General features: G+C 35.8%; 21 protein-coding genes. 16 read left to right on the top strand and 5 right to left on the bottom strand.

What is annotated here, in order from left to right; all coding sequences use genetic code 11:
• Positions 1–37 precede the first annotated feature (37 nt).
• Entirely contained in the window at positions 38–1,525 is a 1,488-nt protein-coding gene (locus tag FNJ88_RS12250) for a PLP-dependent aminotransferase family protein (protein WP_143853504.1), read from the top strand.
• A 234-nt stretch (positions 1,526–1,759) separates the two neighbouring features.
• Positions 1,760–3,760, top strand: coding sequence for a BCCT family transporter (locus FNJ88_RS12245; RefSeq protein ID WP_143853502.1), 2,001 nt, complete (start codon positions 1,760–1,762; stop codon positions 3,758–3,760).
• A 73-nt stretch (positions 3,761–3,833) separates the two neighbouring features.
• On the opposite strand, the gene mnmE is transcribed toward FNJ88_RS12245, so the two are convergent.
• Entirely contained in the window at positions 3,834–5,237 is a 1,404-nt protein-coding gene (gene mnmE, locus FNJ88_RS12240) for a tRNA uridine-5-carboxymethylaminomethyl(34) synthesis GTPase MnmE (protein ID WP_143853501.1), read from the bottom strand.
• A gap of 233 nt (positions 5,238–5,470) precedes the next feature.
• On the opposite strand from mnmE, the gene FNJ88_RS12235 reads away from it, so the two are divergent.
• The 9 genes from FNJ88_RS12235 (at position 5,471) to FNJ88_RS12195 (ending at position 15,223) form a co-directional block, all read left to right on the top strand.
• Positions 5,471–7,681 carry a S8 family peptidase gene (locus tag FNJ88_RS12235; protein WP_185145829.1) on the top strand — a complete coding sequence of 737 codons (2,211 nt, stop codon included), beginning with the start codon at positions 5,471–5,473 and terminating at the stop codon, positions 7,679–7,681.
• Positions 7,682–7,975: 294 nt separating this feature from the next.
• On the top strand, positions 7,976–8,524 hold the full coding sequence (locus tag FNJ88_RS12230) for a hypothetical protein (protein WP_143853498.1): 549 nt from the start codon (positions 7,976–7,978) through the stop codon (positions 8,522–8,524).
• A 27-nt stretch (positions 8,525–8,551) separates the two neighbouring features.
• A complete protein-coding gene (locus FNJ88_RS12225) occupies positions 8,552–8,998 on the top strand; it encodes a hypothetical protein (protein ID WP_143853496.1) in 447 nt (148 codons plus the stop codon).
• 48 nt (positions 8,999–9,046) lie between these two features.
• Positions 9,047–9,622, top strand: a complete 576-nt coding sequence (locus FNJ88_RS12220; RefSeq protein ID WP_143853494.1) for a DUF4738 domain-containing protein — start codon at positions 9,047–9,049, stop codon at positions 9,620–9,622.
• Between the two features lie 134 nt (positions 9,623–9,756).
• Positions 9,757–10,731: an NAD(P)H-quinone oxidoreductase gene (locus FNJ88_RS12215; RefSeq protein ID WP_143853492.1), complete on the top strand. Its 975-nt coding sequence runs from the start codon at positions 9,757–9,759 to the stop codon at positions 10,729–10,731.
• A 219-nt stretch (positions 10,732–10,950) separates the two neighbouring features.
• The gene (locus tag FNJ88_RS12210; RefSeq protein ID WP_143853491.1) at positions 10,951–11,469 is read left to right on the top strand and encodes a MepB family protein; all 519 of its coding nucleotides are present in this window, start codon (positions 10,951–10,953) and stop codon (positions 11,467–11,469) included.
• 33 nt (positions 11,470–11,502) lie between these two features.
• Positions 11,503–12,483, top strand: a complete 981-nt coding sequence (locus FNJ88_RS12205; protein ID WP_143853489.1) for a dipeptidase — start codon at positions 11,503–11,505, stop codon at positions 12,481–12,483.
• Positions 12,484–12,596: 113 nt separating this feature from the next.
• Positions 12,597–14,120, top strand: a complete 1,524-nt coding sequence (locus tag FNJ88_RS12200) for a bifunctional metallophosphatase/5'-nucleotidase (RefSeq protein ID WP_143853487.1) — start codon at positions 12,597–12,599, stop codon at positions 14,118–14,120.
• A 200-nt stretch (positions 14,121–14,320) separates the two neighbouring features.
• Positions 14,321–15,223 (top strand): histone deacetylase, encoded by a 903-nt coding sequence (locus tag FNJ88_RS12195; protein WP_143853485.1) that lies wholly within the window; start codon positions 14,321–14,323, stop codon positions 15,221–15,223.
• Positions 15,224–15,473: 250 nt separating this feature from the next.
• On the opposite strand, the gene FNJ88_RS12190 is transcribed toward FNJ88_RS12195, so the two are convergent.
• The 3 genes from FNJ88_RS12190 to gyrA form a co-directional block, all read right to left on the bottom strand.
• Positions 15,474–17,246, bottom strand: a complete 1,773-nt coding sequence (locus FNJ88_RS12190; protein WP_143853483.1) for an aminopeptidase P family protein — start codon at positions 17,244–17,246, stop codon at positions 15,474–15,476.
• Positions 17,247–17,400: 154 nt separating this feature from the next.
• Positions 17,401–18,783 (bottom strand): tetratricopeptide repeat protein, encoded by a 1,383-nt coding sequence (locus FNJ88_RS12185; protein ID WP_143853481.1) that lies wholly within the window; start codon positions 18,781–18,783, stop codon positions 17,401–17,403.
• A 30-nt stretch (positions 18,784–18,813) separates the two neighbouring features.
• A complete protein-coding gene (gyrA, locus tag FNJ88_RS12180; RefSeq protein ID WP_143853479.1) occupies positions 18,814–21,480 on the bottom strand; it encodes a DNA gyrase subunit A in 2,667 nt (888 codons plus the stop codon).
• Positions 21,481–21,627: 147 nt separating this feature from the next.
• Here gyrA and FNJ88_RS12175 point away from each other — a divergent pair, with 147 nt between their 5' ends.
• A complete protein-coding gene (locus tag FNJ88_RS12175) occupies positions 21,628–21,942 on the top strand; it encodes a DUF4286 family protein (protein ID WP_143853477.1) in 315 nt (104 codons plus the stop codon).
• Between the two features lie 4 nt (positions 21,943–21,946).
• Here FNJ88_RS12175 and FNJ88_RS12170 read toward each other — a convergent pair whose 3' ends face one another.
• Positions 21,947–22,981 carry an acyl-CoA reductase gene (locus FNJ88_RS12170; RefSeq protein ID WP_143853475.1) on the bottom strand — a complete coding sequence of 345 codons (1,035 nt, stop codon included), beginning with the start codon at positions 22,979–22,981 and terminating at the stop codon, positions 21,947–21,949.
• Positions 22,982–23,041: 60 nt separating this feature from the next.
• Here FNJ88_RS12170 and FNJ88_RS12165 point away from each other — a divergent pair, with 60 nt between their 5' ends.
• The 4 genes from FNJ88_RS12165 (at position 23,042) to FNJ88_RS12150 (ending at position 26,775) form a co-directional block, all read left to right on the top strand.
• Positions 23,042–23,392, top strand: a complete 351-nt coding sequence (locus FNJ88_RS12165) for a 4Fe-4S dicluster domain-containing protein (protein ID WP_143853473.1) — start codon at positions 23,042–23,044, stop codon at positions 23,390–23,392.
• Positions 23,393–23,501: 109 nt separating this feature from the next.
• On the top strand, positions 23,502–24,566 hold the full coding sequence (gene serC, locus FNJ88_RS12160) for a 3-phosphoserine/phosphohydroxythreonine transaminase (protein ID WP_143853471.1): 1,065 nt from the start codon (positions 23,502–23,504) through the stop codon (positions 24,564–24,566).
• Positions 24,567–25,526, top strand: coding sequence for a D-2-hydroxyacid dehydrogenase (locus FNJ88_RS12155; protein ID WP_143853469.1), 960 nt, complete (start codon positions 24,567–24,569; stop codon positions 25,524–25,526).
• Between the two features lie 7 nt (positions 25,527–25,533).
• On the top strand, positions 25,534–26,775 hold the full coding sequence (locus tag FNJ88_RS12150; RefSeq protein WP_143853467.1) for a DUF1015 domain-containing protein: 1,242 nt from the start codon (positions 25,534–25,536) through the stop codon (positions 26,773–26,775).
• Positions 26,776–26,855: the final 80 nt, after the last annotated feature.

Genomic DNA, 26,855 nt, shown 5'->3' with positions numbered 1-26,855 from the left:
ATAAAAACACTAATTTTGGTAGTCCGAAATATAAATCATGAATAGTCCGGTTATTCTCCCTTTTCAATCTTTTATTAAAATAGACCGTCGCAAAAAAGACGCAGTTTATTTACAAATTGTTTATCAGTTCATTAACGCTGTAAAAAGCAACCTGTTAGAAGATGGTGATCAACTTCCCGGAAGCAGAATTATCGCAGAAAGTCTGCACGTGCACCGCAAAACTATGGTAGCAGCTTTAGGTGAGCTGAAGGATCAAGGTTGGTTAGAAACCGTTCCTAATGTGGGTTCTTTTGTAAAAAATCCTGAAATTTCCACATCTCAAGTTCATGAAAACAGAACTTTTTTACATCCCCCGGAAAAAGCTCCTTTTCTTTTCCGGAAGGAATTTATTCTTGATGCCCCTTTTGAAAGAAATCAAGAGAAAATTTATTTCACAGAAGGCACCCCTGACTATCGAATTATTAGATCTGAAGAGCTGGTGCGCTTTTATACTTCAGTCATAAGAAGAAAAAAACAATCGGGAATACTTACCGCTACCAGTGATGGAAGTTTATTTTTCAAGGATCAACTCAGCTATTATCTAAATTTGACCAGAGGATTTCATGTTTCAAGAGATTTTTTATTTCCCGTTGCCGGTATCGAAAAGGCACATTCCATATTATCTCGATTGCTTGTCAACAAAGGCGATGTCATTTTAGTCGAAGAGCTAAGCTACTATTTACCCAATATGATCTACAGTCAGGCGGGTGCTCACCTGAAAACTATACCTGTGGATGAAGATGGAATGGATGTAGATTATATTCAAAATAATTTTAAACCAGGAGAAATCCGTATGGTTTATATTAATGTAAAATGCCAATATCCTACGACGATCGGCTTATCAGAAAATCGGAAGAAACAATTATTAATTTTAGCAGAGCAATATAATTTTATTGTGATTGAAGATGATTCTGATTTTGAATTTTCAGCCACGAAAAACAAAAAAGAAACACTACTTCGTAGAAATGGTGGAAATCGAATTATATATATTGGGACTTTTGGCAGGTTTCTAAATCCCGGTTTCCAAATGAATTTTATCATCGCACCAAAAGATCTTTTGGAGGAAGCTGCAAAATACTTGAATATTTTCGGCAAGCCCGATGTCATGATGGAGAAAGCTTTGGGTGAACTCATTCACCAAGGTGACATTCACCGCTATCAAAGAAAATCTACAAAAGTAATTGCCGAGAGAAAAGAAGTTTTCATTGAATTGCTGAATACTTATTTTGTAAATAAATTATCTTTTACCATTCCCGTTGCGGGTCTGGCTTTTTGGATTCAGTTTAAAAATTCAATTTCGTTAACGGATCTGCAAAAAAAGGCGCGAAAAAAAGGACTTTCAATTCCAATGACCTGCCTTTATCAAAACCGAAAAGTTAGCGCTTTAAGACTGGGTTTTGCACACTTAAATCCCGCGGAGATGGAAGAAGCTATACGGTTACTTAGTGAATCTTATTTTGAGGTAATTGGTGGTCAACTGACCTAAAATTAACATTATCCAAAATTTCGGTGATCGTCAAAAACATCAATTATTTAACACTTTGTAATTCTACTTCAATAGACCTGAAAAATATTAGTAGAAAACTACTCTTCTTAATTTTAAAAAAGACAGGTTTTTTGATGCGTTTTAAGAATTATTTGTAGATTGCTTCTCACTTTAGCCATCTTTGACCACATATTTCTATTTTCTTTACCAAAAGAAGTACCTAAAAAAAGTTCTATGATTAAGACTACCCTAAATAAAGGGATATTTATTCCCAGCATCAGTTTTATTATAATTGTATCAATTGTCTCCATCCTTTATCCGGAAATGGCTGATAAGATATTGAATATCATTAAAAATTTCATTTTTGTAAATCTCAATTGGGTCTATGTATGGTCGGTTACGTGTTTTGTGATTTTCCTGGTCTATCTGTTATTTAGTAAATATGGAAACATTCGATTAGGCGATAATGACAGCCGGCCCGAACATTCGTTTTTCTCATGGATCGCGATGCTTTTTTCTGCGGGAATGGGAATTGGACTGATGTATTTTGGAGTAGCTGAACCTATGCAGCATTATACTGCTGATGTTTTTGGTTTAGAACATTACGTTAATAAAGCAAAAAATGCCCAGCTCTATACTTTTTTCCATTGGGGAGTTCACGCATGGGCTATTTATGGACTGGTTGGTTTAGCTCTCTCCTATTTCGCTTATCGTCTTAAGTTGCCCCTGTCCTTACGAAGTTGCTTCTATCCCTTATTAAAAAATAAAACAAATGGAAAATGGGGAAATCTGATTGATGTGTTTGCGCTCTGCAGTACTTTTTTTGGAATCACAACTACCTTGGGTTTTGGAGTCGTTCAGATCAATTCCGGTTTACAGATTTTAAATATTGTTCCGGACACTAACTTTCTTTACCAAATTATTATTGTCGGAGTTTTGGTTTCGCTGGCCGTAATTTCAGCGTTAACTGGAGTTGACAAAGGCATAAAAATATTAAGCAACATTAATGTCACGATGGTAGTCGCACTACTTTTATTCGTTCTAATATTGGGTCCTACGGTATTTTTAATCGGAAGTTTTACAGAAGGTATCGGTAACTATATCAACAACTTTTTCAATCTAACTTTTGCTACCCACGTTTATGACAAAGAACAATTACCTTGGTTTTATGACTGGACGATCCTTTACTGGGCCTGGTGGATTTCATGGTCACCTTACGTTGGACTTTTTATAGCAAAAATTTCAAAAGGCAGAACTATAAGAGAATTTGTTGTGGCCGTATTACTGATCCCGTCACTATTCAATTTTATCTGGATGACCGTGTTTGGGAACAGTGCTATTTGGTTTGACCAAAATGTGGGGAATGGAGCACTAAGCGCTGTCGCAGGCAATCCTGATGCTTTGATGTTTCGGTTTTTAGAATACTTACCTTTTTCGACCATAGCAAGTTTCATGACGATCCTCATTGTGATTATCTTCTTCGTGACTTCGGCAGATTCAGGTATTTTTGTAATGAATAATATAGCGACAAAAAATGCGGCAAAATCTCCAAAATGGCAAACTATTTTATGGGGAACTTTACTGGCAAGCTTATCTTTACTTCTACTAAACGCTGGAGGATTGAAGGCACTACAGAGTATGACGCTCATCACGGCTTTGCCATTTTCTATCATTTTAATATTATTCATTGTGAGTCTGGTCAAAGCATTCACTATCGACCAAGCCTATTACGACCGGACATTTTCAAAAGCAACGGTTCCCTGGTCCGGAAGATTATGGAAAGACCGGCTGAAACAAATTGTTGCTACCAAAGACCGTGGATCGATCGATCAATTCATCAACACAGTTGTGAAAGAGGCTCTTATGGAACTCCAAACTGAGTTTGCCGAAAATGGTATTGCATCCAACCTTAACCAAAATTCCAATCCTACAAAAATTGAAATAGAGATCAAATATGATATGATCAATAACTTCGTTTACGGCGTGAAAACCTCCTCTAAAAAAGTATCCGGTTTCCTGGTAGATGAAGATAACATTCCAGAAGTTCAAGAAAAAGGAGCTTTCTATCCAAAAGCTTATTTTGGAGATACGCGTGCAGGTTACGACGTTCAATATTTCACAAAAAATGAATTGATCTCAGATGTTTTAAAACATTACGATCGTTTCTTAGATATTGTGTCTGAAGAAAGAAACGAAATGTTTATTAGCAGCGATTCAAACGAGCGATCCCAGTAATCTGCTATGGATTTTTAAAATGAATCACCCTCTAAAAAATAATTTTAGAGGGTGATTTTATTGTTTATAGTGGTTACTTTCCGATACAAAACTTAGAAAAAATATTCCCCAACACCTCATCATTCGTAAATTCCCCGGAAATTTCTCCCAACTGCTCCAGCGCATTTCTCAACTCATACGCCAACAATTCCGTATGAATCCCAGAACTCACCGCTTCCTCCACCTGAAGAACAGATTGCAGCGATTTCTGCAAGGCGTCAAAATGCCTTTGATTCGTAATAATCACATTGCTTTCCTGATCTTTCAAATTCTCAACGTAATCGATCAAAACCGTTTTCACCGCTTCAATTCCCGTTTGATCTTTCGCGGAAATCCGCAACAATTCATCACAATAATCCGCAAACAATTCCAAGTTTAAAGTGGCGTCAAATTCGTTTGGAACTTCGTCGTTGGTCAAATCTACTTTATTATGAACCAGCACAATTTTCAAATCCTCGCGGTGGAATTCCTTCACAAAAGCAATCACTTCTTCCGTCGTAGAATCTTGTTCATCGTAGAGATACAACAGCACTTTCGCCGAAGCAATTTTCTCCTTCGCTTTGGTCACGCCAATTTTCTCAATGATATCGGTCGTTTCCCGAAGTCCGGCCGTATCCACAAACCGAAAAGCCGTTCCTTTCAAATGAATCACTTCCTCAATCGTATCGCGCGTCGTCCCTGCAATTTCAGAAACAATCGCCCTTTCCTCTTTCAACAAAGCATTCAGAAGCGTCGATTTCCCTGCGTTCGGTTTCCCGATGATGGCCACTTCTACTCCATTTTTCAGCGCATTTCCATATTGGAAACTCTCAATCAAAGAACCCAGTTTATGGCGCAGGTTGAGCAGCAATTTATTCATGGCGGTACGGTCCGCAAATTCCACATCCTCTTCCCCGAAATCCAGTTCCAGTTCAATCAGCGACGTAAAATTCAGCAGGTCATTTCTAAGAATCGAAATCTCATTCGTAATTCCCCCTTTCAACTGATTCAAAGCCACTTTCCGCGACGCCTCATTTTCCGAAGCAATCAAATCCGCAATCGATTCCGCCTGCGCCAGATCAATTCTGCCGTTCATAAAAGCACGCATCGTAAATTCCCCGGCTTTCGCCAGTCGCGCTCCATTCTTCACCAAAACTTCCAGAATTTTCTTCGCAATATGCGGTGAACCATGAAAAGAAATTTCCACAGAATCCTCTGCCGTAAAGGTTTTCGGCGCTTTAAAAACCGAAACCATCACTTCATCAATCACTTCCGCTTCATCTTTTATAAAACCATAATGAATGGTGTGCGTTTTCGCCTCCTCCAGATTTTTACCTTCAAAAATTTTGGCTGCAATTTTAAAAGCCTCGTTACCCGAAATTCTTATAATTCCAATAGCTCCAACTCCGTTTGCCGTGGCGATTGCACAAATAGTATCTTGATTTAAATTCACGTTCATGTTGCAAAATTACGGAATTATTCCTGTTTTTAGGAGCACCAAGATTTCGCTTCTTCCAAAGACCCGTCCCGCTGTCCACTATATCTTTTTTGTTTCGCCTGTCGGCGAAACAAAAAAGGATGCCGTTCCCATCGGGGCTAGAATGGAGGGCGGTTTTTCTATTGAAGATTTTATTTTTTGAAATAAAAAAATCTTGCCTATATTTACTAGTTAATAGTAATTTAAAACAACATATGAAAAAGAAATACCATTTAGAAATTCCTAAAGATAATATTTCAAAAAAGGAGATAAATAAAACTGGATTCGGTGAATCTGTACCAAGATTCAGTTATTCTGAACATGGGATTTCTTTACGAAATAAAAAAAATCAATTTAAAGAAATTGAGTATTCAAAAAAGGATTTGAAGGTAATAAGCAATGTATTCTTACAACTTTCAACACTTGACAACATGAATATTAAATCGCATATTCTCAAAATAGAGAATTTAGGATTTGAATTAGTTTCCTTAAATTTCGAAAATAAATCTATTGCGAATTTTAAAATTAATGATGATAAATTTCAAGAATTTGAAGTAAAATTAGACGAGTATATTAGTACACCAGAAAACAAATATAAGACTTACTTTTCCGCCATTGAAAATATAAAAGCAATACCTATTGAAACCAAAGTGTCTCATGATATTGATATTAATTCAGAGTTAAGGTATGATTTGCTTATCCAATTCTTCGATGGAATAAAAAAAGAAGAAATTGAATCTTTAGAAAAATTAATAAGAAAAGAGTTTCTTCAGAATAATTTCGAATATAATTTTTCAAATATTTCAAATCGCATAGTAACTATTAAAACAAGATTGAATGGTTCGGAAATTAATACTATCTTGAATGAATTTAACTCGATTAAAGAGATTTCTTTAAATCAAAATTACTTCATTACAAATTCTGTCAAAGGAGAACTAATTGCAGATGACATAAAATTCGAAGATGTATCTTCAAGTTCTGCAATTTGTATATTTGATTCAGGAATAACTACTAGTGGTAAAATAATTCCAAATTTTGTTCGAGATAGAATTAACTCTTATATTCCAGCAGGTTCGGTATCACCTCAATATTCCCACGGAACATTTGTCGCAAGTCGTTGTATTTTCGGTGATGACATAGAATTTCAAATTACCACTAAAAATTTAAAACCATATTGTTATGTTATTGATGTTCCAGTTTTCGGGATTGATAGTTTTAATAATATACTTGGATTAAATGATTTTGATTTAGCAAATGCTATTACAGAAGTAGTTGAATCATTATATTTAGAAGTTAAAGTCTACAACTTATCTTTAGGGAATCCAAATTCATTACGAGATAATGAGCGATCCCATTTAGGGAAAACACTTGATTTTTTATCTAAAGAATTTGATGTATTATTTGTTATTTCATCAGGGAATATAAATTCTAGTCTTGGAACTTATCCCGAGAATCACTTTTCAAATGTAAATGCTAGAATTGGATCACCAGCAGAATCATTATTAGGATTAACGGTTGGATCAATCGCTAAATATGACGATCACGGTTCACTCACTAAAAGAGACTTAATTTCTCCTTTTTCAAAAATTGGTCCTGGCACAGATGGTGGTTTGAAACCTGAGTTAGTTTCTCACGGTGGAAATCTTATGTCTCCGTATACTTCATTTCCTAGAATTTCAGCTTGTGGATTATTCGAAGATGGTTTAAGCTTATCTTATGATAATGGAACTAGCTTCTCGTCCCCAATTATATCAAGACATGCTCAAATGCTTTTCGATTATTATCCCTTTGCAAAAACAAATTTAATTAAAGCTTTGCTTATTCATTTTGCAGAAAAAAGAGAAGTTTTTGAAAACTTTGATTTCGATTTTAAATTTACTGGATTTGGCGAACCTTTGATTCAAAATGCTTTATATGCAAATAAGACAGCAACATATCTATATCAAGGGGAGTTAGACATGGACAACTATGATTATGTAAAATTTAACATTCCAGATATTTTTCATGATGGAAATCTAGAAAGCAAACTCAAATTAAAAATCACAATTGTATATAATCCAGAGGTTAATTTAAATAATGATTATGAATACTCAAAAACGAGACTTTCGGTAAAGTTGGTTAAAAACACTGCAGTTGGGTTAAAAGAAATTAGTCTTTCAAATTCAAATATTTATACTAAACAATGGAGTCCAATTTTACAATTTGAAAAATCTTTCACTAGAAATTTTGATGCTGGAGAATGGGAAGTTGCATTAAGGTTATATACCAGGAGCATAACTGACGTAAATTTCAAGCAAGACTATGCTATAATTATAGAAGTCATGGATGAAAATGGGAATATTAATGTTTACGATGAAATCAAAAATGACACAAGTCTAAACTATAATTCATTTGAAAATGACGTTTATAATATAAACTACGCCTAAAAAAGGTTTTTCAGCATTGGAAAGAAACTTCAAATTTCAGCCCTTCGCGGCAGATGTTCGTTTCAATTTTTTTGCAAAATTAAAGATTTGAGATTTGATTTCCGCACTGTCGAACAACTCCAAAATTTGCAATATGTGTTCTTTATTCTAAAATTAATTTTCAGTTTCAACAAGAAAATTTATCAAAACAGAATACGTCATTCCGAGGTCGAAGTTAAAAATAAAACACGCGCAATCCATATCACAAAATCCGCTGGATCGAGCATCTTCAATTACAGGAAACTTCAAACCTCAATGAAAACTAAGCTCTTCCTTCTAACATTTCTCACTTTAACAACTTTGCTTTTCGGACAAACCGCAGAGAGAATTGCTGCATTTCGCAAAAAGGTTGAAGCAATCAACACAGAAAAAAGTTATCAGATCAAAAAATTAGATAACGACTATTTTGTGAACATAAAAAACGAATCCACTGATGGCGGACAAGAGCTTTCCGGTTATTATAAAAATGGAAAACTAAAAAAAATAGTTTACAGTATCGGACTTTCTTACGGATTGAAAACCTCCGAATATTTCTTTTCAAACGATGAACTAATTTTCGTTTTTGAAAAGCAGGATCAATTTGCAGAAATAAAAGATCAATCAAATCAAGTAACTGGATTGGATCACACAAAATTAGAATCCGTTTACACAGGTCGATTTTATTTTGAAAACTCCAAACTATTTTCAATCAAGCAAACTGGAAAAGAGATTTTCACTAAAATGGATAAGAAAAGTAAAGAGGCAGAACTTTTAGAAGACAGTAAGGTTTTCCGTCTTGAATTACAGAAAGCAAAAAGAAAGTAACAGCGTTCGACTAAAAACTAAATCAGTATGAATATTTTTAAATCCCTTATCAACAGCGTCAAAACGTTTGCTACAAATACTGGCACTGAAAAACGCAGAGATCGATTTACGGCAAAGCAAATTCAATTGGATGAGTTAGCTGAAGAACTCAACCTGGTCCTGGAGGGAAAAACCGACTTTAATTTTATTGGAATCACTGCAAATGAATACGACAGTCTCTTTTTTGTCCGGAATGACCAGAATTTTAACATAGAGTTTAGAGCACTTAAAAAGATTCAGCTTCCTTATTTACAACTATTAGAAGATTTTGCTTCGAAAAACAATATCATGTTTGAAACAGAAAAACTGGACAGAATCCCCTATCTAAGTCTAAAAACAAACACGAGTATCACGGAAACGGTCGATTTAGCAAAACTTATTCAAAAAGAAGTTTTTGGAAATAATGACAATACAATATATAAAGTGATTCCCTAATTGTATTTATAAAAAACAAAATGTGTGACGAATTTTTCAACGAAGACCATGATAAAAATACTCAACCTCCTTACTGCTTCCTTTTTGATCCTATCCATCTTTGCGTGTTCTTCAAAAAACGACAATGAGAAACTAGAAGAAAAAGTTGTAAACGTTCAAACGCTTAATAAAGACACTTTTAAAATTGACACTTTAAAAAGAAACGAACAGATTGTCTACAATGTAACTCGAGATACTTTAATAGGAAATTTGAAAATCTCCGTAACCAATAAGAATATTTACGAAAAATATATTTATCAGGATTTTTACTTAGCGGATTCTATTGTAGTCAGAAATTATTATCCCGAAATGGAAAGCACTATTAAAATAGAACGGGATAACGCAGTTATTTTCAATCAATCTTTTTTGAAAAAAGACTTTCCAAAAGGGAATTTCTACGAATTTATTAACAAGGCCACCATTAAAGATTTTAGGTTTGAATCACTTAATGAAGAAAATAACGACCTCATTTTCGTAGGAATTTTATCCATTCCCAACACCGATTTTGAAAATGATTTTCATCTAACAATATCTGAAAACGGAAAATCTAAGTTTGAATGGATTGATTACGAATCTGAAGATTAAATCTAAGCTCCTATTTCAGTTAATTAAGTCCAAAACATAAGTTTTCCTTTTGAAGTTTTACTAATTTCATTTATACTTTCTTTCGATTCCAGTAACATTTTTTTACCTTTAAGGTCAATCCATAAAAAGAATAAATGAAAGCAATCCATATCACAAAATCCGGCGGACCGGAAGTTTTACAATTACAGGAAACTCCACAACCATCACCGACAGAAAACCAGGTTCTTATTAAAGTAAAAGCTGCCGGAGTCAATCGCAGCGATATTATCACGCGACAAAACACAGCCACTTACGGCAAAGGTTCGCCGACCACTTTAATTCCCGGCTTAGAAGTTTCCGGCGAAATAACAGAAATCGGTTCTGCTTTAAAAGATAAAAAAGTCGGCGATAATGTTTGCGCACTTATTGCAGACGGCGGTTATGCCGAATATGTGGTGGTCGACAGTTCTCATTGTCTTCCCATCCCGGAAGGAATCAGTTTAACCGAAGCTGCGGCAATTCCAGAAACGGTTTTTACGGTTTGGTTCAACGTCTTTCATTTGGGCAAACTTCAACCGGGTGAAAAATTACTGATCCACGGCGGAACCAGCGGCATCGGAACCACGGGATTGCAAATGGCAAAAGCCTATGGTTGCGAAACCTACTCCACTGCGGGAACAGAAGAAAAGGTAGAATTTCTCAAAAATCTTGGAGTTGATCATATCCTTAATTATAAAAAAGAAGCTTTCGAAGAAGTATGGAAAGACGAAGAGATCGATGTCATTCTCGATATGGTCGGCGGAGATTACACCCAAAAGAACCTCGAGATCTTGAATAAAAAAGGCCGTCTTGTTTACATCAACGGCATGAAAAGCAGCGACGTCAATATTAGCCTGCGTACGATCATGGCCAAAAACCTGACCTTAACGGGAAGTTTCCTCAAACCCCAAACGGACGAAGTAAAAACAGAAATCGCTCAACAGGTTGAGAAAAACATCTGGCCGATGTTTCATTCCAAAAAAATAAAGCCGATCATTTATAAAAAGTTTCCTTTAGCCGAAGCCGCCGAAGCACACCGATTGATGGAAACCAGCGAACATATTGGGAAAATTTTGTTGGTGATGGATTAGTGCTAATTTGATGATGTGTTAATTTATCAATCTGAAAATCTGTTTCAATACAGCCTCGGAAATCTAACCCTTAAGAAAATTAAAAGTTGAAATTCTTCATTACGTTTAGTGTTGCTCCATTCCATTCATAATAACAGAATTCGTTGATTAAATATAAAGCATATTTGGAATGACCTAGGAAACGGAGCCGCTAATAAAATTTAAATATTTAGAACTTATATGATTTCCCAAAAGATCACTTGTTACGAGATCAAATTAATTGATGAGCTGGTTTTCAAACCGTGTCACTTACTTTTAAAAAATATAGAACCTGAACCAGAAAGCCAGGAATATGCCGCTCATACTTTTCACCTCAACGAATATAAAGTTGTATTTCGAAAAGCCAAAATCACACCGACGAAAACGGGACAATTCGTAAGCATTTGGAAAAGAAATGAAAAGGGAATTACAACGCCTTTTGACATCAAAGATGATTTAGATTTCTTAATGATCGTCGCCAATACTCCAACTCAAATGGGCGTTTTTATCTTTCCAAAAAATGCACTGCATAAACACCGGATTTTATCAGATGAAATAAAAGACGGGAAACGCGGCATAAGAGTGTATCCAATTTGGGACGAGACCACCAGCAAACAAGCACAAAAAACACAAGCGTGGCAATTGCAATATTTTTTAGATTTTTCCGATTCTAAAAAAATTGATTTGAATCACGCAAAAAAATTGCTAACTATATATTAAACTCCTATCATTGAGGAAAATAAAAAAAACCTTATGAAAAAACCTGTAGTCGATCTCCACTGCGACCTTCTTTCTTATCTGACCCGACCAAACACCAGTATTGATGACGCAGAAGAAATCGGTTGTGCCATTCCTTGGTTGAAAGAAGGAAATGTGAAATTACAGATCATGGCGATTTTCGCACCTGTTGAGGGAAAAAGCCATGAATTTGGTTTGAAACAAAGTGAGATTTTCCAAAACTTAAATAAGGAAGATAATGCATTGTATCGTTTCGGAAAACAACATTTAGAAACCTTTAGCAACAATGAAAATATCGGAATGTTGGCGGCTATAGAAAGCGGTTCTGCATTTTGTGATGAAAACATGACTTTGAAACAAGGTTTTGATCATTTGGAAAAGATTATTAAAATCGTGGGAAACGTTCTTTATATCAGTTTTACGCATCATGCCGAAAACCGATTTGGTGGCGGCAACTACTCCACTGCAGGCTTAAAGAATGATGGAAAAACGTTAATTGATTATCTACACAACCGAAACATCGCCATCGATTTTTCGCACACGAGTGATGCTTTGGCTTACGATATTTTAAATTATATTTCAAAAGAAAACATCAACGTTCCTATTATTGCGAGTCATTCTAATTACCGATCCGTTTTTGATCATCCAAGGAATTTACCGGATGATATTGCGAAAGAAATCATCCATCAAAAAGGGTTGATTGGACTTAACTTTGTGCGGGCGTTTGTGAATCCAGAAAAAGTGGAAGCTCTGGATGAACACGTTGTTCAAGGTATTGAATTAGGAGGAGAAAACGCAATCTGTTACGGCGCTGATTATTTTTACACCAAGGACAATCCGGACAAATCAAGAATCCCATTCTATTTTAAAGAACATGACAATGCTGGACATTATTCACCAATTAATGAAATTTTAGAAAAAGATTTTGGCGTTGACCAAACTAATAAAATAAGCAGTCAGAATGCTTTGGATTTTATCGCACGGATTTGGAAATAATTTCGAAAATTTAGCTTTAGGAGAAAATTTGGAAAACTAAAATCCCTACACTAGCACAATTTACAGTTTGCATAAATGACTAATTATTAATACCTTGAGTTAAATTTTTTACTATGAAAACGAGTATTTCTTTTTATTCTTTGATTTTTGTCTTGGTTTTAACTTCCTGTAAAACGGTACGAACAACTTCATCTATTGTTAAAGATGACGGTAAGATAGCCGTAACTTTTGTTCAGATCAATGATGTGTATGAAATTGCTTCCCTGCAAGGCGGCAAAGTGGGCGGTGTTGCCAGAGTTTCAACTTTAAAAAAGCAAGAGATTGCCAAAAATTCAAATACCTTTATGGTAATGGCAGGTGATTTTCTAAGTCCATCCGTCTACAATAGTTTGAAATATGAAGGTAAGCGAATTCGGGGAAGACAAATGGTAGAATCATTGAATTCCGCAGGTTTGGATCTGGCAGTTTTTGGAAATCACGAGTTTGATATCAAGGAAGATGAACTTCAAGAAAGAATCAATGAATCTAGCTTTAGGTGGATCGCATCCAATACTTTTCACAAAACAGCTTCTGGCGTTGCACCTTTCGTGAAAACAACTTCTTCCGGTAAAGAACCTTTTCCTGAAAGTTATATTATGGACGTGAAGGATGCAGACGGCACCAAAGCAAAAATTGGCTTTATTGGATTAACACTTCCATTTAATAAAGCCGAATATGTTACTTATACAGATGAATTTGAAGTTGCCGAAAAACTGTACAATGAATTAAACAAAACGTGTGATGCAGTAGTTGCGATCACACATCTCGCCATAGAGCAAGACAGTATTTTGGCTCGTCGGGTGCCTGGGCTTGCATTGATCATGGGCGGACATGAACATAATATGCAGTTTAAAAAAATAGGTGATCTCTATATTACTAAAGCACACGCCAATGCAAAATCGGCTTATGTAAATTATCTTACGATTGATGTAAAAAACAAAAAGACTTCCGTTATTCCAGAATTACGAATGATCGATACTGCAATTATTGATGATCCAGCAACTGCTTTGGTTGTAAAGAAGTGGATGGATATCGGTGAAATAAATTATGAAGCGCTTGGATTTAATGCTAAAAGAGTTATTCGGCAAGCTGGCGAACCTTTAGATGGACGGGAAGAAATGATTCGCAGCGGGAAAACAAACTTAACCCGAATTATCGTTTCCGCGATGGAAAAGGCGGTTCCAAAAGCTGATATAGCAATTCTTAATTCCGGGTCAATTCGGGTGGATGACATTCTTCAAATGCCGATTACTGAATATGATATCATCCGTACTTTGCCTTACGGTGGTTCTATCATGGAAGTGGAAATGAAAGGCAATTTGGTAAAACGTATTTTAGAAGCGGGCCGAAATAATATAGGATCTGGTGGTTTTCTACAATATTCTGAAGCTGTTAAGTACAATCCAGAAACGAAAAATTGGACTTTAAAAGATGTCACTATTGATCCAGAAAAATCGTATCATTTAGCACTTGCAGATTTCCTGATGACTGGAGGCGAAGCGAATATGGGGTTTTTAACCAAGGATCATCCAGATATTATTAAAATCTACCCGATATCAACTAAAATGATCCAAGATCTGATTCCAGATTGGCTATAATCAAATATATGTATGAACTTGGGAAATAATCTCAACCATTTAAATACTTGATATTTAGTAATTTAGCATTATCACTAGTTATTTGTAGATATATCTTTTAATAAGTAACCTTTTGCAATCCCTAACCCTCTTTCTATAGCCCAGCTTAAACTTTGACTAAGGACTTGTGATCTTCTATCCAATTTTAAAATAACTATTAAATGTTGTCCATTGCTTATCATCCCATTTACAGGCATCCAGTGCCAGAAGGTCATAAATTCCCGATGTTGAAGTATGAATTACTGCCTCAACAATTAATATTAGAAGGTATCGCAGAAGAGGCTGATTTTTTCAAGCCGGAAATTGCTGATTTAAAATCGATATACGCTGTTCATAATCGGGAATATGTAGACCGTTTATTAAATTTAACTCTCGATGAAAAAGAAATACGTAAAATAGGATTTCCCCTGTCAGCAGCATTGGTCGAACGGGAACTACGAATTGCCCAAGGGACCATTACAGGATGTGAAAATGCCTTTGACAGTGGTATCGCATTTAATATAGCCGGTGGAACGCATCATGCTTTTACCAATCGGGGTGAAGGTTTTTGCATGTTGAATGATCAGGCTATTGGGGCAACTTATCTTTTAGAAAGAAAATTAGCCTCAAAAATACTAATCATTGATCTTGACGTACATCAGGGAAATGGAACTGCGGAAATTTTTCAGAATAATAACAACGTTTTTACATTTTCTGTACATGGTCAAACCAATTATCCGTTCAAAAAAGAAGTTTCTGATCTAGATATTGGACTTCCGACCGGAACTTCTGACCATGAATATCTGAAGATTATCAATAAGTTTGTCCCAAAAATAATTAACCAGGAAAAACCTGATTTTATCTTTTATCTCAGTGGCGTCGATATTTTAGATTCTGATAAATTAGGAAATTTAAATTGTACATTAGAAGGCTGCAAGAAGCGGGATGAAATCGTATTCTCCAATTGTGAAAAATTTCAAATACCAGTACAATGCAGTATGGGCGGTGGATATTCTGCTGAGATTAAAACCATTATTAATGCTCATACCAATACCTATCGCATAGGCGCTGACTTATATTCTTAATTAAAGAAACAGAAGTGCGACCAAATTAGGCAATAGAGCCTTTTAGTTTTTAATCAAAATCTATCAAACTAAAATTCTAAATTGGCAACAATCTGCGTGAGGGATAGACGTAAAAATCCCGCAGTAGAGGCGCGAGCGAAGCGAGCGCCGAAACGAGGAATTGTAACAGATAGCCCGACCCCAGCGAAGGCCTTAGCAAGGACAAGGGTCACGCCCAAAAAAAAGTGTAGAAAAATCTACACTTTGCTATCTATAAAGGTTTGACCTGTTCCAGGAACCAAGCTTTTACGTCGCCGTCCAGATCATTTTCTAATTTATCTTTACACCATTGATGGTAGGTATTCAGCCATTGTTTTTCGGGCTCTGTCAATAATTCTGTTTCAATTACATTTCGGTCAAAAGGACAAATCGTTAGAGTTTCGAACTCGTAAAACGTTCCGAAATCCGTAGTTTCTTTTTCCTGTACTGCAACCAGATTTTCATGACGAATTCCATAATGGTTTTCGTAATAGAAGCCAGGTTCATTGGACAACACCATTCCAGGTAATAATTCCTGAAAATTCATATCTTTTCTAATATTCTGCGGGCCTTCATGTACATTCATAAAACTACCAACGCCGTGCCCGGTTCCATGGTTATAATCCTTTCCTTCTTTCCAGAGTGCCATTCTTGCAAAAGCATCGAGCTGTACCCCTCTGGTTCCTTTCGGAAACTTCACCATAGAAAGCTGAATCATTCCTTTTAACGCCAAAGTACAATTGTGCTTAAATTCTTCTGTAGCAGTACCAAGCGCAAAAGTTCGCGTAATATCGGTGGTTCCTTCTAAATACTGTCCCCCTGAATCTACTAAAATAGTTGCTTCATTAGTCACCTCTTTACTTCCTTCACTTTTTGCGGAGTAATGCATTTGAGCCCCATTTTCTTTGTATCCAACAATACTCCCGAAACTTACGCCCACGAAATTTTTCCCCTCTTTTCGGAAGCCTAATAATTTCTCTCCGATTGTATATTCATTTAAAGTTTCCTTTCCAGCTTGGTGTGTTAACCAATAGAGAAACTTCACCATGGCAACCCCATCTCTTTGCATTACAGTTCTAAAGCCCTCCAATTCTGTCCCATTTTTAACGGCTTTCATTAAGTTTCCGGGAACGGCTGCTTTGATGAAGGTATTGTCTTCTTTTAAAGTCTCAAATATGGATTGATTACCTGCAGGTGAAATCAATATTTTTTCGTTACTGAAGTTTTTTAAATCTTTATAGAAATCGTCATAAGGTAACATTTTGACACCGGCCTCATCCATCTGCTTTCTGGAATCAACATCTAATTTCTCTAAATCAACAAATAATTTCGCTTCGTTTTTAGTTAAAATGATATACCCTAAGAACACCGGGTTCGCTTGAACATCTGACCCACGTAAATTGAGCGTCCAAGCCACATCATCTAAACTTGAAATAATATGAACTGAGGCGCCAAGATCCTCCATTTTATCGCGAATGTCACAGAGTTTTTCAGTCACAGATTTCCCTGCTCTCTCTAATGGGTGTACAAAAACAGGATTCTTAGCAGCATTCCGATTTCTATCTTTCCAAATTTCTTTCAATAAAGGTAAGTCTACCAACTTTCTATTTTTTTCAGAAAGCTTTTCCTTTAATAATTCCCAGTTGGAGTGAGAAGTTGCAATCGCATTCACTGCGACCGTACCATTTTCCGGAATTTCCGAAATAATCCAGTCGATATAATTCGGCGTTCCATCCACACCATCTTTAAAAAGATCAATACCTGATCCTTTTAATTCAATGGGAGCTTGCACAAAGTACCGTCCATCGGTCCATAAACCAGCGTTATGTTTAGTAATTACTACAAATCCCGCGGAACCTGTAAAACCTGAAAGCCAAGTACGCTCTTGCCACTCGTCAGGTAAGTATTCACTCATATGCGGATCTGCGGAATATATAATAAAGGCATCTACGTCGTTCAAAGCCATTTGCTGGCGAAGTGCCACTATTTTTTCTGATGAAGTCATAACATTATATTTGAAGTGAATTTACAAAGAAAATAAGAATTTAGAAAAAGATGAGTCTTAAAGTTTTATTAAAAATAGCTGATGTAATAAGAAAAAAAAAGTATAACAAAATTAATTTGATATACTTTTTATAATATTCGATCTTACTTATGATCTATTTCGCTTTCATTGCTTCTTCTTTCGCCTTAAACTCTTTGAATTTCACATCGTTCTTGGTTGATAAATACAAACCTCTGAGTAAAGTTACCACATCTATATTATTCATATCAGTCTGGTACCATTTTTCAGCATAAGGAACAGTAGCAGCTAACCTAACTCTTCTAGCCTCAATAATTTTATTTGCTAATTCGGTTTTACCTGCTTTCTTAGCGCTATTGTAATCATCAATAGCTTTACCATCATCACCCATTGTCATATAAGTAAGGTTTTGCCAAGCTTGTGTAAAATCTGGTTTTAACTCTACTGCTTTCTTGTAAGAAATGAGTGCATCACCTTCAGTTGCAGGATCCTTACTTTGCAATACCGCTAAATTATACCAATTGGTCGCATCATTCGGATTTTTCGCGATCTGAGCTTTAAGATTGCCAATAAATTCATTGGTTTTTCCTGATTTATAGTAGGCAGTACCCTGCAACTCTGCTAATTTAGCATTGTTAGGAAACTTCTTCAATCCTTTTTCAATAATCGCTAATGCTTCTTCCGCACGATCAGACTCTACCAATAAGGCCGCATTTGTTTCATACAATTCCTGCTCTAAGCTTTTTGAAACTTCGGTTTTAAAATCAGTATACTCACCAGCAGTACCCATTTTTTTGTATAAATCCCAATTAATTCTCTCTAAATTTTCAACTTCATTGGTCTTTTTGTTCTTTGCCGTGTAAGTGGTTTCAATACCATTATATCCGGAATTAATCAATTCGCTAAATACCTCAATAGCTTCTTTCTTATTATCGGCAAGCGCATAAGTTAAACCTGCATAATAAAGATATTTCTTGTTATCCTGACCCGCAGCATTAAGTAGGTTATACACTTCTTTAAATTTCGGCGCTGCTTCCGCGTACTTTTTCGCATTATAAGCGTTTACTGCTATTTTATTTGCGGCCTCGATCGCAGGATTAAGAGATGATCCTAATTTTCCGGTTAACGATGGGGAATATGTTTCTTCCTTTAGTCCACTGATTCCAGACTCATCTGCTGCCTGTTTACCTACAAAGTAAACTTTATTTTTACTGGAATCTTTCCCTGTATAAATTTTATTTTTGGCCAACTCATTGATCTTTCCAAGATAAACTGCTCCTTCAGCGGTCTTCCCTGATTTCAGAAGAGACAAACCTTTAGCGTAATAATACTGCTCCAAAACTGCAGGCTCCAGCAAATAAGTCTTCCCGCCCATTGTACTTTCTGCTTGAGATAGTTGTGAATTTGCTGTTGTTGTATCACCTGATTCAATTGCTTTTACTGCAGCGGTTATTTCTTTTTTCTGCCCAAATGCGAATGCAACTGTAAGCATTGCTGCGCTTAAAAATATTTTTTTCATTTTATTTTAATTATAAATTTGGTTGATTTATTATTCTTCGGATTCACCTTCGGAATCCTTATTTTCTTCTAGATCATTAATATCTTTTGCTTCATCATCCTCAATTTTTTGAAGCGCTGCTGGATCTCCTAGATTTGTATAAGCATTATTTCCTGTTTGCGGATGGTCTGTAAAATCAGGATGTGCAGAATCTACATGTTCTGTAGGAAGCTCATTAAGGTCTTCTTCAGCTTCGACTGCAACCTCTTTATCCATCTCTACCTTGGCAATTGCTGCAATTTCATCATTCTTTTTCAGATTAATTACTTTCACCCCTTGTGTATTTCTACCCATCACACGCATTTCATCCATTCCCATTCTAATTGCAACACCAGACTTGTTGATGATCATTAATCCATCATCGTCTTTTACCATTTGAATCGCAATTAAATTTCCTGTTTTTTCGGTAATATTTAGGGTGATAACGCCCTTACCACCACGATTGGTAATACGGTAATCTTCCACAGCGGTACGTTTTCCGTAACCACGTTCAGACACTACTAAAACGGTTTCATTCTGAACATCGTTCACAACAATCATTCCAATAACTTCGTCCTCTTTTTCCAAAGAAATACCACGAACTCCAATGGAACCACGTCCTACCGCTCTCGCTTTTTCTTCTGGGAATCGAATACATTTACCATTTTTGGTCGCAATCATAATCTCTGAATTTCCATCAGTTAATCTTGCACCTAATAATTGATCATTTTCTCTGATTTCAATGGCATTTACTCCATTTGTTCTTGGTCTTGAATAGGCTTCTAAGGATGTTTTTTTGATGGTACCGTTTTTTGTAATCATCACCACATTCATTTTATTAATATATTCCTGATCCTTTAAATCATTGGTTCTGATATAGGCTTTGATCTTATCACCCGGCTCAATATTAATCAGGTTCTGAACAGCCCTACCTTTAGAAGTTTTAGATCCTTCAGGAATTTCAAACACTCTCAACCAGAAACATTTTCCTTTTTCTGTAAAGAAGAGCATATATTGGTGATTGGTCGCTGCTACAATATATTCCAGGAAATCTTCATCTCTGGTTGTTGCAGCCCTGTTTCCTACTCCACCTCTACTTTGCACTTTATATTCGGAAAGAGAAGTTCTTTTGATATATCCTGCGTGAGAAATGGTAAGAACTACTTTTTCATCTGGAATTAAATCCTCAATTGACATTTCACCACCTGAATAATCAATTTCGGTTCTTCTTTCGTCACCGTACTTTTCTTTCATGTCTAGCATTTCGTCTTTAATGATCTGATACCTTCTTGGCTCATTTGCCAAAATATCTTCTAAATCATTAATTAACGCCATGATCTCGTCATATTCCGCACGGATTTTGTCGAGTTCCATTCCAGTTAAACGTGCCAATCTTAAATCCAATATCGCCTGCGCCTGAATATCAGAAAGATCGAATTCTTTCATCAATCCCTCCTTCGCTTCCGCAGGATTAGAACTGTGACGGATAATTGCGATTGCTTTATCAAGATCATCCTGGGTACCGATCACTTTCATGAACCCTTCAAGGATATGTGCCCTTTCTCTAGCTTTTCTTAAATCGTACTTCGTTCTGCGAACAATTACTTCATGTCTGTGATCTACGAAATGAAGAATTAGATCCTTTACATTTAATTGTACCGGACGCCCTTTAACCAAGGCAATATTATTAACACTAAATGAAGTTTGTAATGCGGTATATTTATACAACATATTCAAAACCACATTCGGAATTGCATCATTTTTCAATTCATAAACAACACGCATTCCCTGTCTGTCAGATTCATCTCGGATTTCATAGATCCCTTGGATTTTATCATCTTTTACAAGTTCTGCAGTTCTCGAAATCATTTCTGCCTTGTTGACTTGATAAGGAATTTCGGTAATGATAATCGCATTTCTATTTCCAATTTCTTCAAATCCTACTTTTGCACGCAGAACAATTCTACCACGACCAGTATGTAAAGCGTCACGTACTCCATCATACCCGTATATAATTCCGCCAGTAGGAAAATCTGGTGCGATGATGAATTGCATTAACTCGTCCACCGTAATTTCTGGATTATCAATATAGGCACAGATCCCATCAATCGATTCTGCAAGGTTATGAGGCGCCATATTCGTTGCCATTCCCACAGCAATACCAGAAGTTCCATTAACCAAAAGATTAGGGATTTTCGTTGGCATAACGGTTGGCTCCGTCATGGAATCATCAAAGTTATTTTGAAAATCAACGGTATCTTTGTCAAGGTCTGCTAAGATTTCATCTGAAATCTTTTTCATTCTTGCTTCCGTATAACGCATAGCTGCTGGCGGATCGCCATCCATGGAACCAAAGTTACCCTGTCCGTCAACGAGCTGATAACGCAAACTCCAAGGTTGCGCCATTCTAACCATCGCATCATAAACAGAGGTATCACCATGCGGGTGGTACTTACCAAGAACGTCTCCGACAATCCTCGCTGATTTTAAATGTTTTCTGTTTGAAAAAACGTTGAGTCCGTACATACCGTACAGGACTCTTCTGTGTACGGGTTTCAAGCCATCTCTTACATCGGGTAACGCTCTGGAAACGATTACCGACATCGAATAATCGATATAAGAGGATTTCATTTCATCAACAATGTTGATAGGAATTAACCTTTCTCCTTCTTTATGCATAATATTTTAATAAAATGAAAATCAAGCGGTTAGTATTACGCTTGAAAATTCTTACATTTCTAATTTTAATAACGTGCTAAATTACGAAAAAAATCCCGAATTTTGCCTCAAATTCTGCACCTTAAATCATAAAAAAAATAAAAAACAATGAGCGTTTTAAGCATTACTTTTCACACGACCGAAAACGTAAGTACTGACTGGGAAAAATATCTCACCGATGACCTTCATCAGATGGTTGAAAACCTGATGGAAGCAGAAAAATACATTTTATCCGAAGTACAAAGTAACATGATTTCAGAAGGTAAAAACAGCAATTTACTGTTGATTTTTGAAAACGAAGAGAAGCGCGAAGACTTTGTACAAATTGAATTACCAAATATTACAGAAAGAGTACATCTTAAGTTCGGAGAGAACGTAATGGTGTTTACAACCTATCTAAACCCAAAGAAATCAAGATTTTAAAAACCTAAATAACTTCTAAGAAACTCATTGTATCCACATTATCTGCATAGGTTTCTAATCCTGGATTTTGTGCTTCACCAAAATTAATAGAATTTAATCCAAGTTCAGGTTTAGCAACAATTGCTTGAATATTCTGAGCGTTTTCAACGATAAATTCTTCGACTTCTTCTATTTGTTGGTAACGGGTAAAATTCAGGACAGAAAGCGGCGAAAACAAGGCTGCATCCTCTTTTAGCATTACGAAATTATTATCCCAAAATCTTTCTTGATTTAACAAATAAATAGCACGATTATATTCATAATTATTAGCGTATTTGTTGTGATTTATAACAGATTCAAATTTCAGAAAACTTTCAAAGATCTGATCAATCTTAAAATCTTCGGGAATAAAAAGTCTGGTCACATTACGACAACCTAAACCAAAATATCTAAAAATATCGTCCGCCAACAGTGCTAATTCTTCTTTCGTTTCATCACCTTTTAAAACTGCGATTGAGGTTCTATTTTTTCGGATGACACTCAACGCATCTTTAAAATAATATTCTAAATATCTCGCTGTATTATTACTTCCAGTTGCAATAATAGCATCAAAATCCTTCAATCTTTCCACAAATTCATAACGAACATTTTCATCTGAAAACTCATTCCATTTTTCTAATAAAAATGGCAATAGTAATTTATCTTTTGAAGACAATTTGATCAAGGGAATATGATTACTTAAAATAACCGAAAGCACATCATGGAATCCAACCATCGGTATATTTCCAGCTAAAATTAAACCCACCTTTTTTGAAGTGGTACCAACTTTATAGCTAGAAAGCCAGTTTTTCAAATTTTTCTCTGTTAATAAATCCGCCCATTGACTCAACGCAAATTTCTGATTTTCAATAGTAAACCAAGGATTTTCGATTTCTGATCTTCGTAAGATTGCGCTCAACCGCTCATCATCTTCATTATAAACCTCTGTATTTTTGTCTAAAAATTCTTTAATATAAATACTTAGTTTACAAAGTCCTAAAATTAGTTTTTCTGTCTTCATTATGGGGGAAAATTGCTGGATTTTTAGTAATTTTGTACAAATTTAAAAAATAAAGTAGCAATGGCTATTAAAATAACAGACGAATGTATAAATTGTGGCGCTTGTGAACCGGAATGTCCGAACAATGCGATCTATGAAGGAGCAGTGGATTGGAAAGCCTCCGACGGAACTGCGCTAAAAGGTAAAGTCGTACTAAAATCTGGCTTAGCGATAGATGCAGATGAACCTCAGGAGCCGGTAAGTGATGATGTTTATTTTATTGTAACCGATAAATGCACCGAGTGCATTGGCTTCCATGAGGAACCCCAATGTGCTGCGGTTTGTCCCGTGGATTGCTGTATTCCAGATGAAGACCACGTAGAATCAGAAGAAAGCTTACTCGAGAAAAAAGCTTTTTTACACGGAGAATAATTATTCGCGTCCACTATTGTGGGCGCTTTTTGTTTTAATTTAGTAATATTTCAATATAGGAATATCAACCGACAGGTAGCCGCTTGAATTCTTTTAAAAATCAGCGTTTATGAGCAAAAAACACAACTTTAGTGCAGGTCCCTGCATTTTACCACAAGAAGTATTTGAAAAATCTGCAGAAGCGATCTTGGATTTTAACGGAATCGGATTATCTATTTTAGAAATCTCGCACCGTAGCAAAGATTTTGTTCCTGTAATGAATGAAGCCAGAGCAATCGTTAAGAGACTTATGAATCTGGGTGATGATTATGAAGTTATTTACGTAGGAGGAGGTGCAAGTTTGCAGTTTGCAATGGTTCCCTTCAATCTTATGAAAAAGGAAAACGGAAAAGCTGCCTATTTGGATACTGGAACCTGGGCTGCAGGCGCTATCAAAGAAGCTAAAAAACTAGGAACTGTAGAGGTTGTTGGTTCTTCTAAAGAAGAGAATTATTCCTTTATCCCTAAAGATTATACAGTAGGAAGCGAATATGATTATTTCCACTGTACCTCAAATAACACCATCTACGGAACTCAAATGAAAGAGTTTCCAAAAGTGGATACCTTGATGGTTTGTGATATGAGTTCAGATATCTTTAGCCGCGTGATTGATTTCTCACAATTTGATGTGATCTACGCTGGAGCACAAAAAAATATGGGTCCTGCAGGAACAACATTAGTGGTCATTAAGAAAGAAATATTAGGCAACACAGGACGAGATATTCCGTCTTACCTTGATTATTCGTTGCATATTGCAAAAGAATCAATGTTCAATACCCCACCCGTTTTCCCTGTTTACGCGTCCTTATTGACTTTACAGCATTTAGAAAACAATGGTGGAATTGCTGCAGCTGAAGCAAGAAACGAAGCCAAAGCAGCATTACTTTACACAGAAATTGACAGAAACCCATTGTTTGAAACATTTTGTAGAAAAGAAGACCGTTCTCTAATGAATGTTTCTTTCAAACTAACAGATGATTCTAAAAAAGAAGCCTTTGACAATGCCTGGAAAGAAGCAGGAATCAATGGTCTAAATGGGCACCGAAGTTTAGGTGGATATCGTGCGAGTATGTATAATGCTTTGCCAATAGAGAGTGTTCAGGTTTTAGTTCACGTAATGCAAAATTTAAAATAAATGATAGTATTGGCTAATGACGGCATATCGAAAGCCGGAGAACAGATGCTGCAAGATGCTGGAATTGAGTTATTAGAAGCTAAGGTTTCACAAGAACATCTTATCAATTTCATTAACGAAAATAAAGTAAACGTTTTATTGGTACGTAGCGCTACTAAAGTTCGTAAAGACCTTATTGATAGCTGTCCGGAGTTGAAAATTATTGGACGTGGCGGAGTTGGAATGGATAATATTGATGTAGAATATGCGATTGAAAAAGGTTTGTATGTCATCAATACTCCAAAAGCTTCATCCAGATCTGTAGCAGAAATGGTTTTTGCCCATTTTTTCTCTTTGGCTCGTTTTCTACATGAATCCAACCGAATCATGCCACTAGAAGGTGATACGCATTTTAACGCGTTGAAAAAATCATTTTCATCAGCTGTTGAATTAGAAGGTAAAACTTTGGGGGTAATCGGTTTTGGGGGTATTGGACAAGAAGTTGTAAAAATTGGAATTTCTTTAGGAATGAAGGTTAAAGTCCTTACTAGACAGCCAAAAACGGAAACAATTTCTTTAGATTTTTTTGACGGTCAAAAACTAGAATTTAAAATAACCTCCAATAATAACACCGAAGAGTTTTTAAAAGATCTTGACTTCCTAAGTATCAATACGCCAAAAACAAAAGAATATATTATAGACACACCTCAGTTTGAAAAAATGAAAGACGGTATTTTTATCGTGAATACTGCAAGAGGTGGCGTGATTAATGAAGTTTCTTTGATGCAGTTTATTGAATCAGGGAAAATTGCAGGTGCAGCACTGGACGTTTTTGAAAATGAACCAACTCCCGAACTTGCTATTCTGATGAATCCTAATTTATCACTTTCACCGCATTTAGGAGGAAACACGCAGGATGCACAAGAAAAAATAGGCAAAGAACTTGCGGAGCAAATTATTGCAATCAATAAGAAATTGTAAATAACATATGCCTATATTTAAACCATTTCGAGGAATACGACCGAGTGAAGAATTTGTTGACATTTTCCCAACGCATCCGCTGGATAATTTCTCGCAGGAAGAAATTAATAAAAAATCTCAAGTTGAATCATCTTACATTCAAATGGTTAAACCTTACGTGGTTAGTAAATCGAAGGATCTTGATCGAAATTTGAGAAAAATCAGAACAAATTTTGAAGAACTTTTAGCCGAAAGAAAACTAGTGCAAGACAACTCTTCTTATTACCTTTATGAACAGTTTTTGCCTAATAAATCTATTTTCAGAGGATTACTCGGCTTAGTAAGCGTGGAGGATTTCTGGAATGGGAAAATAAAAAAGCACGAATCAACATTAACGCACAGAAAGGAAAAATTAGCCTATTATCTTGAAAAAGTAAATGTACAGGCAGAGCCAGTTCTATTGACTTATATGGCAAATCCTAAAGTGGAGCTGTTAATGAATCACGAAGAAAAAAACGTTCCCATTCTCAACTACTTAGACGACAATGGAACGCGACATAAGATCTGGCGCATCGATAACCGGCTAAAAATGCTTCAGTTTAAAGAAGTATTGGAGCAGATTGATTCTTTTTATATTGCGGACGGTCATCACAGAATAGGATCTACTGCACTACATGCAAAACGGCAGCAGGATAAAAACAAAAAGCAAACGGGTTCAGAACCTTATAATTATGTTTTTAGTTTCATTGTCTCTAACCAATCTATAAAGATTCATGATTACAACCGTTTCATCCATGACTTAAACGGCTTGTCGGATGAGGAATTTTTAAAAAAAATAGAGAAAAATTTTCTCATTCATGATAAAGGAATACAGCCTTATTTTCCATCGCAGAAGTTCCATATTTCGATGTATTTCAAAGGTAGATTTTACTCTCTTCATGTAAAACATGACTTCAGAAAGCAGCCGAATGAACTAAATGACTTAGATCATTATCTCCTGGAGGAATATATCATCAAAGACATTTTGGGAATTGAAAATCCAAAAACTACTGATAAGATTTCTTATCTTAAAGGTAATTCTACCATTCAGGGCATACAAACGATTAAAGAGCGTGTAGATTCTGGTGAAGCAAAAGTCGGTTTTGGTATTTTTCCTGTAAGTTTTAATGACTTATTAAAAGTATCTGACCAAAATATCAAGATGCCACCAAAATGTACCTATATCGAACCAAAACTGGTTACTGCACTGCTCATGTATGATATGAAATAGTTACTTAAGTAAATTTAGCCGTTTTTTAAAGAGCAGATTATGGAAATAGAATCTTAAAAAAGACGAAAGTCCAATTTCTT

The sequence above is a fragment of the Chryseobacterium sp. SNU WT5 genome (assembly GCF_007362475.1).
GTDB lineage: Bacteria > Bacteroidota > Bacteroidia > Flavobacteriales > Weeksellaceae > Kaistella.
The sequence above is the reverse complement of the archived record's forward strand: the minus strand, read 5'-3'. Positions and strand labels throughout refer to the sequence as shown.

Coding starts and splice junctions, on each gene's coding strand:
- FNJ88_RS12170 (WP_143853475.1), bottom strand. CDS start 22,981: ATGAAGACAGAAAAACTAATTTTAGGACTTTGTAAACTAAGTATTTAT.
- FNJ88_RS12215 (WP_143853492.1), top strand. CDS start 9,757: ATGAAAGCAATCCATATCACAAAATCCGGCGGACCGGAAGTTTTACAA.
- FNJ88_RS12190 (WP_143853483.1), bottom strand. CDS start 17,246: ATGACTTCATCAGAAAAAATAGTGGCACTTCGCCAGCAAATGGCTTTG.
- FNJ88_RS12245 (WP_143853502.1), top strand. CDS start 1,760: ATGATTAAGACTACCCTAAATAAAGGGATATTTATTCCCAGCATCAGT.
- FNJ88_RS12150 (WP_143853467.1), top strand. CDS start 25,534: ATGCCTATATTTAAACCATTTCGAGGAATACGACCGAGTGAAGAATTT.
- FNJ88_RS12210 (WP_143853491.1), top strand. CDS start 10,951: ATGATTTCCCAAAAGATCACTTGTTACGAGATCAAATTAATTGATGAG.
- FNJ88_RS12165 (WP_143853473.1), top strand. CDS start 23,042: ATGGCTATTAAAATAACAGACGAATGTATAAATTGTGGCGCTTGTGAA.
- FNJ88_RS12200 (WP_143853487.1), top strand. CDS start 12,597: ATGAAAACGAGTATTTCTTTTTATTCTTTGATTTTTGTCTTGGTTTTA.
- FNJ88_RS12230 (WP_143853498.1), top strand. CDS start 7,976: ATGAAAACTAAGCTCTTCCTTCTAACATTTCTCACTTTAACAACTTTG.
- FNJ88_RS12175 (WP_143853477.1), top strand. CDS start 21,628: ATGAGCGTTTTAAGCATTACTTTTCACACGACCGAAAACGTAAGTACT.
- FNJ88_RS12235 (WP_185145829.1), top strand. CDS start 5,471: ATGAAAAAGAAATACCATTTAGAAATTCCTAAAGATAATATTTCAAAA.
- FNJ88_RS12185 (WP_143853481.1), bottom strand. CDS start 18,783: ATGAAAAAAATATTTTTAAGCGCAGCAATGCTTACAGTTGCATTCGCA.
- FNJ88_RS12205 (WP_143853489.1), top strand. CDS start 11,503: ATGAAAAAACCTGTAGTCGATCTCCACTGCGACCTTCTTTCTTATCTG.
- FNJ88_RS12155 (WP_143853469.1), top strand. CDS start 24,567: ATGATAGTATTGGCTAATGACGGCATATCGAAAGCCGGAGAACAGATG.
- FNJ88_RS12250 (WP_143853504.1), top strand. CDS start 38: ATGAATAGTCCGGTTATTCTCCCTTTTCAATCTTTTATTAAAATAGAC.
- gyrA (WP_143853479.1), bottom strand. CDS start 21,480: ATGCATAAAGAAGGAGAAAGGTTAATTCCTATCAACATTGTTGATGAA.
- FNJ88_RS12195 (WP_143853485.1), top strand. CDS start 14,321: ATGTTGTCCATTGCTTATCATCCCATTTACAGGCATCCAGTGCCAGAA.
- serC (WP_143853471.1), top strand. CDS start 23,502: ATGAGCAAAAAACACAACTTTAGTGCAGGTCCCTGCATTTTACCACAA.
- FNJ88_RS12225 (WP_143853496.1), top strand. CDS start 8,552: ATGAATATTTTTAAATCCCTTATCAACAGCGTCAAAACGTTTGCTACA.
- mnmE (WP_143853501.1), bottom strand. CDS start 5,237: ATGAACGTGAATTTAAATCAAGATACTATTTGTGCAATCGCCACGGCA.
- FNJ88_RS12220 (WP_143853494.1), top strand. CDS start 9,047: ATGATAAAAATACTCAACCTCCTTACTGCTTCCTTTTTGATCCTATCC.